11 protein-coding genes are annotated in these 13,018 nt (G+C 59.4%); 5 read left to right on the top strand and 6 right to left on the bottom strand.

Going from position 1 to position 13,018, the window contains the following annotated elements; translation table 11 throughout:
• Window positions 1-339 precede the first annotated feature (339 nt).
• Both GWQ27_RS19795 and GWQ27_RS19800 read right to left on the bottom strand, forming a co-directional pair.
• Window positions 340-1,095, bottom strand: a complete 756-nt coding sequence (locus GWQ27_RS19795; RefSeq protein WP_275908147.1) for a DUF429 domain-containing protein — start codon at window positions 1,093-1,095, stop codon at window positions 340-342.
• 78 nt (window positions 1,096-1,173) lie between these two features.
• Window positions 1,174-1,737 carry a phaC PHA synthase gene (locus tag GWQ27_RS19800; RefSeq protein ID WP_275908148.1) on the bottom strand — a complete coding sequence of 188 codons (564 nt, stop codon included), beginning with the start codon at window positions 1,735-1,737 and terminating at the stop codon, window positions 1,174-1,176.
• A gap of 317 nt (window positions 1,738-2,054) precedes the next feature.
• On the opposite strand from GWQ27_RS19800, the gene GWQ27_RS19805 reads away from it, so the two are divergent.
• The 4 genes from GWQ27_RS19805 (at window position 2,055) to ybcJ (ending at window position 5,093) form a co-directional block, all read left to right on the top strand.
• On the top strand, window positions 2,055-2,405 hold the full coding sequence (locus GWQ27_RS19805; RefSeq protein WP_021138288.1) for a phasin family protein: 351 nt from the start codon (window positions 2,055-2,057) through the stop codon (window positions 2,403-2,405).
• A 93-nt stretch (window positions 2,406-2,498) separates the two neighbouring features.
• Window positions 2,499-4,283 (top strand): class I poly(R)-hydroxyalkanoic acid synthase, encoded by a 1,785-nt coding sequence (locus tag GWQ27_RS19810; protein WP_265448364.1) that lies wholly within the window; start codon window positions 2,499-2,501, stop codon window positions 4,281-4,283.
• Window positions 4,280-4,684 carry a MaoC family dehydratase gene (locus tag GWQ27_RS19815; protein ID WP_265422841.1) on the top strand — a complete coding sequence of 135 codons (405 nt, stop codon included), beginning with the start codon at window positions 4,280-4,282 and terminating at the stop codon, window positions 4,682-4,684. Before GWQ27_RS19810 ends, GWQ27_RS19815 begins: the two co-directional genes overlap by 4 nt.
• A 175-nt stretch (window positions 4,685-4,859) precedes the next feature.
• Complete coding sequence (gene ybcJ / locus GWQ27_RS19820; RefSeq protein ID WP_005311045.1) at window positions 4,860-5,093, top strand: ribosome-associated protein YbcJ; 234 nt, start codon at window positions 4,860-4,862, stop codon at window positions 5,091-5,093.
• Window positions 5,094-5,238: 145 nt separating this feature from the next.
• Here ybcJ and GWQ27_RS19825 read toward each other — a convergent pair whose 3' ends face one another.
• The 4 genes from GWQ27_RS19825 to GWQ27_RS19840 form a co-directional block, all read right to left on the bottom strand.
• On the bottom strand, window positions 5,239-5,712 hold the full coding sequence (locus GWQ27_RS19825; protein ID WP_058394447.1) for a DUF4442 domain-containing protein: 474 nt from the start codon (window positions 5,710-5,712) through the stop codon (window positions 5,239-5,241).
• A gap of 157 nt (window positions 5,713-5,869) precedes the next feature.
• Complete coding sequence (locus GWQ27_RS19830) at window positions 5,870-7,621, bottom strand: ABC transporter transmembrane domain-containing protein (RefSeq protein ID WP_265421441.1); 1,752 nt, start codon at window positions 7,619-7,621, stop codon at window positions 5,870-5,872.
• Between the two features lie 76 nt (window positions 7,622-7,697).
• Window positions 7,698-9,434 (bottom strand): ABC transporter transmembrane domain-containing protein, encoded by a 1,737-nt coding sequence (locus GWQ27_RS19835; protein ID WP_265421440.1) that lies wholly within the window; start codon window positions 9,432-9,434, stop codon window positions 7,698-7,700.
• Window positions 9,435-9,575: 141 nt separating this feature from the next.
• On the bottom strand, window positions 9,576-12,377 hold the full coding sequence (locus GWQ27_RS19840; RefSeq protein ID WP_275908149.1) for a response regulator: 2,802 nt from the start codon (window positions 12,375-12,377) through the stop codon (window positions 9,576-9,578).
• 141 nt (window positions 12,378-12,518) lie between these two features.
• Between GWQ27_RS19840 and trxC the strand changes: the two genes are divergently transcribed.
• A complete protein-coding gene (trxC, locus tag GWQ27_RS19845; RefSeq protein ID WP_034523445.1) occupies window positions 12,519-12,953 on the top strand; it encodes a thioredoxin TrxC in 435 nt (144 codons plus the stop codon).
• The last annotated feature ends 65 nt before the right edge of the window (window positions 12,954-13,018 follow it).

Consider the following 13,018-nt stretch of genomic DNA (forward strand, 5'->3'; position numbering starts at 1 on the left):
TATCGGATGAGGAGATTGCACTTCTACTTTTGTGCGGCACAAACCGCTATTTAGCCCCGAAAATCACCATCAAACGATGAATTTGTCATCACAATCCCACCCCATGCCCTGTTAGTGCCATTTTTGCCCTGCCAGACCAGGGGCGGTTCCCTCTGGCTTGACCGAGTTTCACAGGGTGATCCCATGATTTTGTTTGATGGCATATGAGAGCAATAAGTCAGCATCGGATCTGGTTGCGTGATGGCACTGAGGAAAGCAAAGAAAAACCCGGGTGCCCTGTATAACACCCTGCAGAAAAGAAGCAGAACAAGGCCGAGAGGTCAGTATCCGGCCCTGCTTTCAAGGGCGCGCGAAGTGATAGACCCAGCCTTCATCCAGTACCATGTCGGCGGGCGCTTGTATCAGGGGTGGCAGCAGATACACAGTCCCCTTGGCGGCGTATTGCAGCGCCATCAGGGCGCAGATGGCAGCGTCATAGCGATCCGTGCCCGTCGCCAATTCTGCAGGCAGATGGGGTTGCAGCTCGGCCCTGACCGCGGATGCCTTGCCACCCACTTTGGCCAAAGCGGGATAGACCTCCAGCACGGCGCGATCGGCCTGAGACTGCAGCTTGGGTACGAGTTGCAGATCCCCCAGCCGGGGCAGCATGGAGAGCGCCAGCGTGGCGTTGTTGCCGAGCCGGTCGAAGGTCGCGGAGAGGGGCTTCTTGCCATATTGCCGGTGCAGCCAGCGCTCGCAATCGCGATAGGCATAAGGGTTGTCAATTTCGCGCTGGGGCACAGCGCACTCGGTCGCCCTCCCCGCCAGCAGATCGCCCAGGGCACGTGGAAAGGCGAGCGGCGCATCGATACCCAGTGCCAGCTGCGGGCAAGCCAGCACCTGCATCAGATTCATCTCATCTTGCAGCGCCGGGCGCAGCAGGGCATCCAGATCCGGCGCCACCCGCGAGCTCAACCGGAACAGGGGCGACACCCCAAACCAGTGCAGGCACTGCTCGCGCGCCTGCCAGCCCACCACGGCCACCGCCTGGGCATTGCCCTGCCAGCCTCTCACATCCCAGCCGATGCCGATGGCGTCCATGTGTTCCATTGTCATGCCCGTGTCACCTCTGCGCGCTATCAATGGAGCACAGGGTAATGGCTGCGGCCCCTAAAGCAAGGCCGGGAGCCGGCCTTAGAAAGATTTCTTGAAATTGATCAGCGGCAGTATGGGGAAAATACCGTTCTCGGCGTAGTTGGCCAGACCGATCTGCAGCCCGTCCAGATGCTTGGTGGCATTGATGAAACCCAACTGGAAGGTGGTGCGTTCGGCATAGTTGACGAAGCCCACGTTGGCCAGAGCATTGCCCTTGGCGATGTTGACGGCGCCCCAGTTCAGGCCCTGCACATTGTTGGTCAGATTGACGAAGCCAAGGTTTACCCCCTTGTCCTGTCCCTCGTGCCAGTTGACGGCATTGATGGCCACCCCATTGAACTGGTGGCGCACCCGTCCGGCGCCGAGGAAGACGCCAAGCTGCAGACCGCTGAACTGATCCACATCGGAGAGGGCCAAGATGGGCAGATCTATCCCTTTCACCTGACCGGTGTGGCCATAGAGAAAGGAGGCTCTGGCGCCTTCAACCTGATGAGAGGCAGGCAGATTGACACCGGGCAGCGAGACCTGAATCGGGGTGCTGGCATGGGAGACACCGCTCAGGGCTAAAGAACCACAGGCAAGCAAGAGGTGGGCAGGTTTCATCGGGGCTTTCCTTGACGGTCAGAGAGTGGCGCCAGCCTATCAGTACTGGCAGGAAGGAACGAGACCGGGCAGGCGTGGCTGCGTCATTCCCCGTCTGAATTCACTCGGTCACCTGGCCAGACCAGAATCAAAATTTAAGCAAAAATTAACATTTATATTATTTACATCAAGCCTCATTTGGTAACACAATGCTCAAACGTGCGTTTGAACAGAGCAAACGACACGCAACGACTTCAGGATGTAGTCGAACTGATGTAACCAAAGAATGGGCCTGTCGGCCTTTTGCAATACCCTGCTGTCAACCACGGAGACGCGCGATGAATATGGACGTAATCAAGACCTTTACCGAGCAGATGCAAGGCTTTGCTGCCCCCCTCACCCGTTACAACCAGCTGCTGGCCAGCAATATTGAACAACTGACCCGGTTGCAGCTGGCTTCCGCCAATGCCTATGCCGAACTGGGATTGAGCCAGTTGCAGGCGGTTGGCAAGGTGCAGGATGCCCAGAGCTTGGCGGCCCTCGGCACTGTGCAGCTGGAAACCGCCAGCCAGCTATCCCGCCAGATGCTGGATGACATCCAGAAGCTCAATGCGCTGGGTCTGCAGTTCAAGGAAGAGCTGGATACCCTGGCGGCCGACGGCATCAAAAAGAGCACGGGCAAGGCCTGATATCCCCCTGGCTGCCCGATGCGGGCAGCCACATCTCCCCATGACCCGACACGACAGGCTCGCCCTGTCACGGGTGTGGGTGAAGGAGAGAACATGAGCCAATCATCTTACGGCCCGCTGTTCGAGGCCCTGGCCCACTATAACGACAAGTTGCTGGACATGGCCAAGGCACAGACGGAGCGCACGGCGCAGGCGCTGTTGCAGACCAATCTGGACGATCTGGGCCAGGTACTGGAACAGGGCACTCAGCAACCCTGGCAACTGATCAATGCCCAGATGAACTGGTGGCAGGATCAGCTCAAGCTGATGCAGCACACCCTGCTCAAAAGCGCAGGCCAGGAGAGCGAGCCGGTGATCACACCCGAGCGCAGCGATCGCCGCTTCAAGGACGACGCTTGGCGTGACCAGCCCCTTTATGACTACCTCAAGCAATCCTATCTGCTGACCGCCAGGCACCTGCTGGCCTCGGTAGATGCGCTGGAAGGGGTGCCCCAGAAGAGCCGGGAACGACTGCGCTTTTTTACCCGCCAATACCTTAATGCCATGGCGCCCAGCAACTTTCTGGCCACCAACCCCGAGCTGCTCAGGCTCACCCTGGAATCCGACGGCCAGAATCTGGTGCGCGGACTGGCCCTGCTGGCCGAGGATCTGGAGCGCAGCGCCGATCAGCTCAACATCCGCCTGACCGACGAGTCCGCCTTCGAACTGGGGCGGGATCTGGCCTTGACGCCGGGCCGAGTGGTGCAACGCACCGAGCTCTACGAGCTTATCCAGTACAGCCCGACCACGGAAACCGTGGCCAGGACACCGGTGCTGATAGTGCCGCCCTTCATCAACAAGTACTACATCATGGACATGCGGCCCCAGAACTCTCTGGTCGCCTGGCTGGTCGCCCAGGGCCAGACGGTATTCATGATCTCCTGGCGCAACCCGGGGGTGGAGCAGGCCAATATCGATCTCGACGACTACGTGGTCGATGGGGTGATCGCCGCGCTGGACGGCGTGGAAGCAGCCACCGGCGAGCGTGAGGTGCACGGCATCGGTTACTGCATCGGCGGCACCGCCCTGTCGCTCGCCATGGGCTGGCTGGCGGCGCGGCGCCAGAAACAGCGGGTGCGCTCCGCCACCCTGTTCACCACACTGCTCGATTTCTCCCAGCCGGGGGAGCTTGGCATCTTCATCCACGAGCCCATCATAGCGGCGCTGGAGGCCCAGAATGAGGCCAAGGGCATCATGGATGGACGCCAGCTGGCGGTCTCCTTCAGCCTGCTGCGGGAAAACAGCCTCTACTGGAATTACTACATCGACAGCTACCTCAAGGGCCAGAGCCCGGTGGCGTTCGATCTCCTTCACTGGAACAGCGACAGCACCAACGTGGCGGGCAAGACCCACAACAGTCTGCTGCGCCGTCTCTATCTGGAGAACCAGCTGGTGAAGGGGGAACTCAAGATCCGCCACACCCGCATCGACCTGGCCAAGGTGAAGACCCCTGTGCTGCTGGTCTCGGCCATGGACGATCACATCGCCCTCTGGCAGGGCACCTGGCAGGGCATGAAGCTGTTTGGCGGCGAGCAGCGCTTCATCCTGGCCGAATCGGGCCACATTGCCGGCATCATCAACCCGCCTGCGGCCAACAAGTACGGCTTCTGGCACAGCGATGCGAGCAGTGACACCCCGGACGCCTGGCTTGAGCAGGCAACCCATCAAAGCGGCTCCTGGTGGCCCGAGATGGCAGCCTTCATCAAGGGGCGTGAAGAGGAGGCCACGTCCGTACCCGCCCGCATCCCGAGCGAGGGACTGGAGGCGGCCCCCGGCGGTTATGTCAAGGTGCGGCTTAACCCTGTCTTTGCCAACACCCCGGAGGAGGAGCCCGCATGAACACACTCCCCCTTGAAATTGGGCAAAAAGCCAGCCTGACCAAACGGTTCGGCGCGGCCGAAGTCGCGGCCTTCGCCGGCTTGTCGGAGGATTTCAATCCCTTGCACCTGGACTCGGCTTTTGCCGCTACCACGCCATTCGAGCGTCCCATAGTGCACGGCATGCTGCTGGCCAGCCTCTTCTCCGGGCTGCTAGGCCAGCAGTTGCCAGGCAAGGGCGCCGTCTATCTGGGGCAGAGCCTCTCCTTCAAGCAGCCGGTATTTGTGGGAGATGAGGTGACGGCCGAGGTGGAGATCATCGCCATGCGCAGTGACAAGCCCATCATCACCCTGGCCACCCGCATCCTTGCCGCTGGCGGCGCCCTCGCCGTGACCGGAGAAGCCGTGGTGAAGGTGGGCTGACATCAATACTTGCACTCCCTGAGTCAGCCCGGCACCCGCTGGGCTGACGCTTGTCGTTCACATTGTCACGCTGCTTTTATGATGCCTTCTCTACCCCGCCCTTTCATTGCTGGCCTGAACTGCCTAAAATACTCGCCCTGCTGTTTCAGCCATTCATCCATCTAGAGGATTTCCCATGGAGACGTTTCTGCTCGAAGGCCACCCCTTCGTTGCCTTGTGTGACCTTATCAAGCATCAGGGTTGGGCCGATTGTGGCGGCGCGGCCAAGGCGCTCGTCGCCGACGGTCTGGTGGAAGTGGACGGTCAGGTCGAGACCCGCAAACGCTGCAAGATAGTGGCCGAGCAAGTGGTCAACTTCAACGGCATGAAAGTCGTGGTAAAAGAGGGCGTGAGCCCTGAGATCCTCTGATCCCCGCAAGCACTACCAGAAGATCAGAAAAGTGACCTAGTCAGTGGCTGGCATCCGCGACATGACAGTCGTGATGCAAGCGGAACCGAGCCAGAAGACCGGCCGCTTCCCTCCTGCCAGGAGGTGCAAGTGAGCCGGTTGCTGACTAGCTGGCCTTGATCGACAAGGTCAGCACAAAGCGCGCCATCGCCTCATCCCCATTCAGTGACGGGCAAGTCGCCACCACCTGGATGGGACGATTGACTCTCTGCCCCGTCGCCAATGATTCGTCGATCATGGCATCTATCTCTTCCCCGGCGGCGCAATCAAACTGCACATCCGCCTCGGGCCGCTTCAGAAACTCCCCCTGTACATCTTTAAAAGCAAAATGTACCTTCTTGCCTCTCGTCCGTCCCTTCTCCATTACCAGCAATCCCCCCACCAGATCGGCACCGGTCGCCAGGGCGCCGAAATACATGCTGCCCAGATGGTTGCGAGTACGCCAGCCAAGGGGAATGCGAATGCGCAATGCCTTCGCATCCATCCGTTCGATCACGGGGGCACAAAAGCCGATAACGGGAATGTAGCGCCAGGCAAACAGCCGGAGCGCCAGATTGGCTTTGAAACGTTGCAGGTCCATATGCAAACTGATCCGATGAGTTAATGTAAACAGCATGTTGCCACGCAACTACCCTGCTCTACAAGGTTGCCGATCACGCTTCTGCTGCTTGTCGGTGAACACAAAAAAAGAGAGGGAGCCCTCGGGCTCCCTCTCTTTTTTACAACGGGCCTTGCGATCAGGCCCGTTTCTCTTCCAGCCAGGCCCCCTGACTCTGCATCTCGAACAGCTGGGCGTAGTGTCCTCCCTGCGTCATCAGCTCACCGTGGGTGCCCCGCTCATTTACCTGACCGCGGGAAAGCAGCAGGATCTCGTCGGCATCGACTATGGTCGAGAGCCGGTGAGCGATGGCGATGGTGGTGCGGCCACGGCGGGCTGCTGCCAGCGCCGTGGAGAGCGCCAGCTCGGTCTGGGAATCCACGCTGGCGGTGGCTTCATCCAGGATGAGGATGCGCGGATCCCCCACCAGGGCGCGGGCGAAGGAGAGCAACTGCCGCTGACCGGCGGAGAGGTTCTTGCCCCCCTCCTCCATCAGGGTACCCAGCCCATCCGGCAGACTCAGCACGAAGTCTGCCAGTTGTACCTCGGTCAATGCCTGCCAGAGCCGTGCCTCATCGATGCCGTCACGGCCGAGCCGCAGGTTTTCCGCCAAAGTTCCAACGAAGATAAAGGGATCCTGCTGCACCAGACCTATGCTGCGGCGCACCGCCGCCAGCGACAGTTCAGCCATGGGATGATCATCGAAGCGGATGGTGCCCTGATCCACCGGATAAAACCCCATCAACAGGCTGATGATGGTGGACTTGCCACTGCCGGTGTGACCCACCAGCGCCAGCATCTGGCCAGGGCGAGCGGCAAAGCTCACCTCCCGCAGCACCTGTTGCTGGCCATCGTAGGAGAAGCTCACCTTGTCGAAGCTGACCCGCCCCTGCAACGCAGGACTCTCGCCTTGCGTGCTCTCACGGGACTCGTCGAGCAGAGCAAATACCCGCTCCCCGGCCACCATGGCCTGTTGCAACTGGTTGAGCTGGTTGGTCATCTCGATGAGCGGCTCTATCATGCGACCCAGATAGCTGATGAAGGCGTAGAGCACCCCCACCTGGATGGCGCCACCGGCACTCAAGCCCTCGCGGGCAAACAGGGCCAGCAGGCCGATCAACACCATCATGTAGAAGAGGTCGATAAGGGGGCGCAGCAGTATGCCGTTGATCTTGAGGCTCTTGAGGCGCGCCGACCAGTGCTGCTGATTCACCTCGGCAAAAGCGTTGGCAAAGTGGCGCTCCTGTACCATGGCCTGAATGACCGGCATTCCCTGCAGCGACTCATTGAGGCGGCTGTTGATGTCGGAGAGCAGGCTGCGGGTCGCCCGTACCACGGGCACGCTCAATTTCTGGTAGAGCCACATCACAGCCGCCACTGCCGGCAGCAAGCAGGCGCACACCAGCATCAACCGCACATCCAGCAGGGCCATGGAGATAAGGATGCCACACAGCAGCACCACTTTTTGTACCAGCAGGCCGATCACCTGCACATAGAGGTTCATGATGGCCTCTGTGTCGTTGGTGATGCGGGAAATAAGCGAGCCGGAGCGATGTTGGTCAAAGTAGCGGGCCGGCAGCCGGATCGCGGTGGCAAACACTTGCTCGCGCAAGGTCTGCACCACAGCCTGGGCGATGCGGTTGAAACGCAGGGATTGCAGATAGAAACCCGCCGCCGAGAGCACTTGCAGGCCAAGATACCCAGCCGCGATGGCAGCAATGGGAGGCCACACCAGCTGGCGGGGTGCCAGATAGTCATCGATAAAGAGCTTGATGAGCAGAGGGCCGGCCACTTCGGCGCCGGTGGCCAGCAGCAGGCAGATCCCCGCCTGAACCAGCCAGCGAGGATAACGGGCGCAATAAGCGAGCAGGCGTTTGATCGTTGGATTCACAGCGTCTCCCCACATCTTGTTTCAGACGCGAGTAACGGGCGCAACCAGGCAGTCAGTCGCCATTCAATGGTCGGGTTCACAAACTCTCCTCTACATCTTGTTCCAGTCGCTGGTAACGAACCATGTCTGCATACCAGCCGTTGTGGGCCATCAGGGCGCCATGGCGGCCCCGCTCGCTGATGTAGCCCTGCTCCAGCACCAGGATTTCGTCGGCCTGCTCCACTGCCGTCATGCGATGACTGACCAGGATCAGCGTGCGTCTATGGGCCTTGAGCGCTTGCAGTATCTGCTGCTCGGTATGGGCATCCACCGCCGACAAGGCATCGTCCAGCACCAGGATTGGCGCCGCCAACAGCAGGGCGCGGGCAATGGAAAGTCGCTGTTTCTGACCACCAGAGAGGGTCACACCCTTCTCCCCCACGTCGGTCTCATAGCCCTTGGGGAAGCGGCAGATGTCATCGTGCACACAGGCGATGCGCGCCACCCGCTCTATCTCCTCCTGGCTGGCATCGGGCCGGCCAAGGGCGATGTTGGCCGCTATGGTGGTGGAGAACAAAAACGGCTCCTGGGGCACATAGGCAAACTGGCCGCGCAGATCGCCAAGGGCCAGCTGCGCTATGGGCACGGAGCCCATGGTGAGCTCACCAGACGTGGGATTGGCAAGGCGCATCAACAGCTTGAGCAGCGAGCTCTTGCCAGCCCCGGTGCGCCCGACGATCCCCAGCATGCCGCCTCTGTGGAGGGTGAAGTCGATATTGCGCAGCAAGGTGCGCTGCTCCAGCTGATAGCTCACCCCCTTGGCCTGGAGCGGGAAGGGAGAGACAAACATCGCCTGCTCCGTCGGCTCTTCGATGTCGCTGCGCTCGGCCAGCATGCTCTCGATGCGTGAATAGGCGGCGCTGCCCCGCTCTATGATGTTGAACAGCCAGGCGATGGCAAACATGGGCCAGATGAGCTGACCCAGATACATGGTGAAACTGGTGAGCTCCCCCAGCGTCAGCTCGTCACGCACCACCAGCACGCTGCCACCGGCAACGGCGAGAAAGTAGGAACAACCGATACAGAGGTAGATGACGGGGTCGAACTTGGCATCGATGCGGGCCACCGCCATGTTGCACGCCCCCGCCTGTCGGGTCAGTTCGGCAAAGCCCTTGTCTTCCAGGGATTCAACCGCATAAGACTTGAGCACCCGCACGCCAGAGAGCGCCTCCTGGGTCTTGTTGTTGAGACGGGAGAAGGCTCCCTGCGCCGCCTTGAACTCCTTGTAGATCTGGGTACCGAAGCGGTTCATGAAGAATGCCATCACAGGCAGGGGCAGCAGGGAGAGCAGGGTCAGCTGCCAGGAGTACTGGCTGCACATGATGGAGAGCACCAGCACCCCGACTATGATGGAGTCCACCAGGGTCAATACCCCTTCCCCGGCTGTCATCTCCACCGCCTGGATATCGTTGGTGGCGTGAGCCATCAGATCACCGGTGCGGTGGCGCTGGTAAAAATCGGGGCTCATGCGGGTGAAGTGGCTGAACAGTCGGTTGCGCAGCACATAGGCAAGCCGATAGGAGGCACCAAACAACATGACCCGCCATACGTAGCGCAGCAGATAAATGAGCAGACCGAGCACAAACAGCCCCGCCAGATAGCCCATCAGGGTGTCGTTGTCGAGAGAGCCTTTGGCGATGCCATCCACCACCCAACCCACCACCTTGGGCGGGATCACGGTCAACAGTGCCACCATCATCAGCAAGGAGATGGCGATCAGATAACGCCGCCACTGCTCCTTGAAGAACCAGCCCAGCCTTGAGAATACACTCACGTAGATGTCCTTTGTCGCGGCCAGCCCAAGGCTGCCGCCCGTCACGGGGAAACGTAATGCAATCGCCCCCAGAAGGGGGCGATACGAGAGGGTCATGATAGCCTGAAGTGACTGGCTTGAGAATTATTGCTATTTGTCTCCCTACAATAAGCGATCATCTCGCTGCCCCACGGGGCTGTATGGTGATTCATGCTGCTCTCCGGTCAGCAGAAAGTGAGATACCTCCTCCCGGGTCTGACTGAATACCTGCTGCAACTGCTCCAGATCCGGCTCGGTCAACTCCTCTTGCTGGCGAAGTCGCCACTCCAAATCACCGGCCATGATCTGCAGGCGAGCAGCGGAGATATTGGCCGACACCCCCTTCAGGGTATGCAACAGACGACAGGCCACTTCGGGTTGCTGGCGACGCAGGGCGGAGCGGATCTCCCACAGATCATCCTTGTGCTCGGACATAAACAGCTTGAACAGGATCTGCAGCGCCTCCTTGTCTTGCTCCAGCCGTTTGAGGGCATCTTCCAGATCCAGTACTCCCATCAGATCAGGGGGTTTCACCTCCAACGGGATCCGGCGCTCGCCGTTGGCGCTCTTCACCCACTGCAACAGGTTGTTGTAGAGATCCAGCTTGCTGACCGGCTTGGTGACATACCCGTTCATACCGACACCGAGGCAACGCTCCCTGTCACCGGGCATGGCACTGGCCGTCAGCGCTATGATGGGCACGTCATGCTTGTCGACCATTTTGCGGATCTGGCGGGTCGCATCCAACCCATCGAGTACCGGCATCTGCAAATCCATCAGGATGACGTCAAAAGGCTGCTCGGCTACCCGTTCGACCGCCTCGCGCCCGTTACCTACCACGGTCACCACGGCATCGATCCGGCGCAGATACTCGATGATGAGTTGCTGGTTGACTCTATTGTCCTCCGCCAGCAAGACCCGGACACCTTGCAGCAGCTCACGAAAGTGCTGCTGATCTCCCTGGGCTTCTGCCTGGCGGACTTGATGATCATGGGAGCTGCCATTGAGCAGCTCATCCACTTTGGCCAGCAGGGAATTCTCGGTCATGGGCTTGGGCAGAAAGTGGGTCAGGCCCATGCTCTCCATCCGCCCGTGCAGCCCCTCCTTGGCCCAGGCACTGGTCATCAGGATTGGCAGTCGCCGCCACTGGCTGTGCTGGTACATTTCGAGGGCCAGATCCAGGCCATCCTCCTGTCCCATGCGCCAGTCCAGAATGGCCAGCCGGATATTCTGCCCCTCTTCCCGCAGCACCTGACGCGCCCGGGAGAGGCTGTTGACGGCCACGACCCGGACACCGGCACGGCCGAGAATATCCTTGGCCAGGTCCAGCACCAGTTCATTGTCATCCATCACCAGAATGAGCGGCTGATGCTCGAAAAAGACCCGGCGGCCCGATACCCCGTACACCGCCTTGGTCATGGGGATCTCGAACTGGAATACAGAGCCGGACCCCGGCTTGCTCTGCACAGTGATCTGCCCGCCCATCAGTTCGACCAGACGCTGGGAGATATTGAGGCCAAGACCTGATCCACCATATTTGCGGGTGTTACCCGCCTCCAGCTGGGTGAAAGGCTGGAACAGCTGGTCCTGCTTATCCTCGGCGATGCCAATCCCGGTATCCCGCACGCTGAAACGCACCCGCATGGGATGCTGGTTGACCAAGGTGATGACCACTTCCACCTCGCCCCGCTCGGTAAACTTGATGGCGTTGTTGACCAGATTGACCAATACCTGGCCCAGGCGCAGCGGATCGCCGCGCAGGAAATCGGGCACAGCCGGGGACTTGTTGATGATAACCTCGACCTGCTTGCGCTCGGCCAGATCGGCAAACATGCCGGCGAGCGAATCTATCTGCTCGCTCAAGTCAAAATCGATCTCTTCCAGGGTCAGCTTGCCGGACTCCACCTTGGTCAAGTCCAGAATGTCGTTGATAAGCAGCAGCAAGGTATCTGACGAAGACTTGATCTTGCTGAGGTAATCCCGCTGCTGCTGATCCAGCTCGGTTTGCAGCGCCAGGGAACTGAAACCTATGATGGCATTCATGGGAGTGCGGATCTCGTGGCTCATGTTGGCCAGAAAATCGCTTTTTGCCTGCGCCAGCAAGCCGGTCTGGCGTGACAACTCGCTCAACTTCTGGTTGCGACGCCACAGGGTCACCGCCACCAGCGCGAAGCAGACCATGGCGCCCGCGAGTACCATCAGGTAGAAACGGCTCTTGAGGGAGGAGGCTTGCTCCATTTTGCTTTGTTTCCAGACCGACAAGCCATCCAGCTCATGCATGTCGATAACCTGGTTGCGCAACACATGGTAATCCACCACCTGACGGCTGACGTCCTCGCTCAACTGGGCAAGCCCGGCCACCTGGGGATACTCGGGATAGGCGGTCTTGAGTCGTTGCTGCAGCGCTTGCAGTTGCCGTTGCTCACCCCTGTCCCAGCTGCGCTTGAGGTAGTGGCTAAGCTGCGCCAGTTCGACCAGATCAATGGCCAGCGCAGAGCTGGCAGGCAGGGTCGCCAGCAAGGCATTGAGCTGCTTCTGAAAAGGCTGCTCTATATACTGGATGGCCATCTCCATGGAGTAGAGCTTGGCCAGGTCCAGCAGGTAGCTGTCGATATCGTGCAGCAGGGATTGGGAGTTGGGACTATCGGCCGTATCCGGATCGTTGCGCACCTGGCGCACGAAGCTGTCCAGGTTGCTCGACAACTGGTTGAGGCGTTGCTGTACATTGCCATCATTGGCTTTCTCGCGTCCCAGCAGATAAATAGTGTCGGTATTGACCCGATTGAGGATCAATTCCGCTGCCACACTCAGCTCGGAGGCCTTGTGTTGCTGGCTGAGCAGTTGCCAGCAATAGCCGGCAAACGCCAGCAGCGCGACGATGATCAGGCTCAGGACAACACGATTGACCCGTGTCACATTATTCATCCCGTCTCGATTCTCATGTCATGACCGTGTATCCGCCAACGGACCACTGGCTGTGAAAGATAACTGACTGCTATGTTACCGTTACTCTGCCCTGTCAGTGCAATAAAGATGTTGCAGGGCTTATGCTTACAGGAATCAATTATGTCATTTATCACTACCTATTGTAGCCATTGCTTCACCAGAAACCGCCTGCCCGCCGAAAAAATGGATTCAAATGCGAAATGTGGCCGCTGCAAGTCCTCGCTGTTTGGCACCACCCCTGTCATCGGCCGTGAGGATCAATTCGATACCCTGATCCAATCCGACCTTCCTGTCGTGGTGGACTTCTGGGCCAGCTGGTGCGGACCATGCTTACAATTTTCACCAATTTTTCAGCAAGTTGCCAGCGAGCTTGAGCCCAACTTCCGTTTTGTCAAAGTCGACACGGAACAACAAGCTGCCATCGCAGCCCGTTACGCCATCCGCAGCATTCCCACCCTGATGATATTCAAGCAGGGCAAGATGGTGGCACAACGCAGCGGCTCTCTGCCCAAGAGCCTGTTCAAGGAGTGGGTGACCTCCGTCATCCAGCCCTGAATGATAAATAATTGTTTAATTTTTGTTTTTTAAGTGTTTCTTGCCGATTTGACTCTGTGAGTCCC

Origin of the sequence: Aeromonas sp. 5HA1 (assembly GCF_029237245.1) — a bacterium.
Classification (GTDB): domain Bacteria; phylum Pseudomonadota; class Gammaproteobacteria; order Enterobacterales; family Aeromonadaceae; genus Aeromonas; species Aeromonas salmonicida.

Excerpts from the sequence above, each read along its gene's own strand:
- GWQ27_RS19840 (WP_275908149.1), bottom strand. The coding sequence starts at position 12,377 with ATGAATAATGTGACACGGGTCAATCGTGTTGTCCTGAGCCTGATCATC.
- GWQ27_RS19815 (WP_265422841.1), top strand. The coding sequence starts at position 4,280 with ATGAACACACTCCCCCTTGAAATTGGGCAAAAAGCCAGCCTGACCAAA.
- GWQ27_RS19810 (WP_265448364.1), top strand. The coding sequence starts at position 2,499 with ATGAGCCAATCATCTTACGGCCCGCTGTTCGAGGCCCTGGCCCACTAT.
- ybcJ (WP_005311045.1), top strand. The coding sequence starts at position 4,860 with ATGGAGACGTTTCTGCTCGAAGGCCACCCCTTCGTTGCCTTGTGTGAC.
- GWQ27_RS19795 (WP_275908147.1), bottom strand. The coding sequence starts at position 1,095 with ATGACAATGGAACACATGGACGCCATCGGCATCGGCTGGGATGTGAGA.
- GWQ27_RS19805 (WP_021138288.1), top strand. The coding sequence starts at position 2,055 with ATGAATATGGACGTAATCAAGACCTTTACCGAGCAGATGCAAGGCTTT.
- GWQ27_RS19800 (WP_275908148.1), bottom strand. The coding sequence starts at position 1,737 with ATGAAACCTGCCCACCTCTTGCTTGCCTGTGGTTCTTTAGCCCTGAGC.
- trxC (WP_034523445.1), top strand. The coding sequence starts at position 12,519 with ATGTCATTTATCACTACCTATTGTAGCCATTGCTTCACCAGAAACCGC.
- GWQ27_RS19825 (WP_058394447.1), bottom strand. The coding sequence starts at position 5,712 with ATGGACCTGCAACGTTTCAAAGCCAATCTGGCGCTCCGGCTGTTTGCC.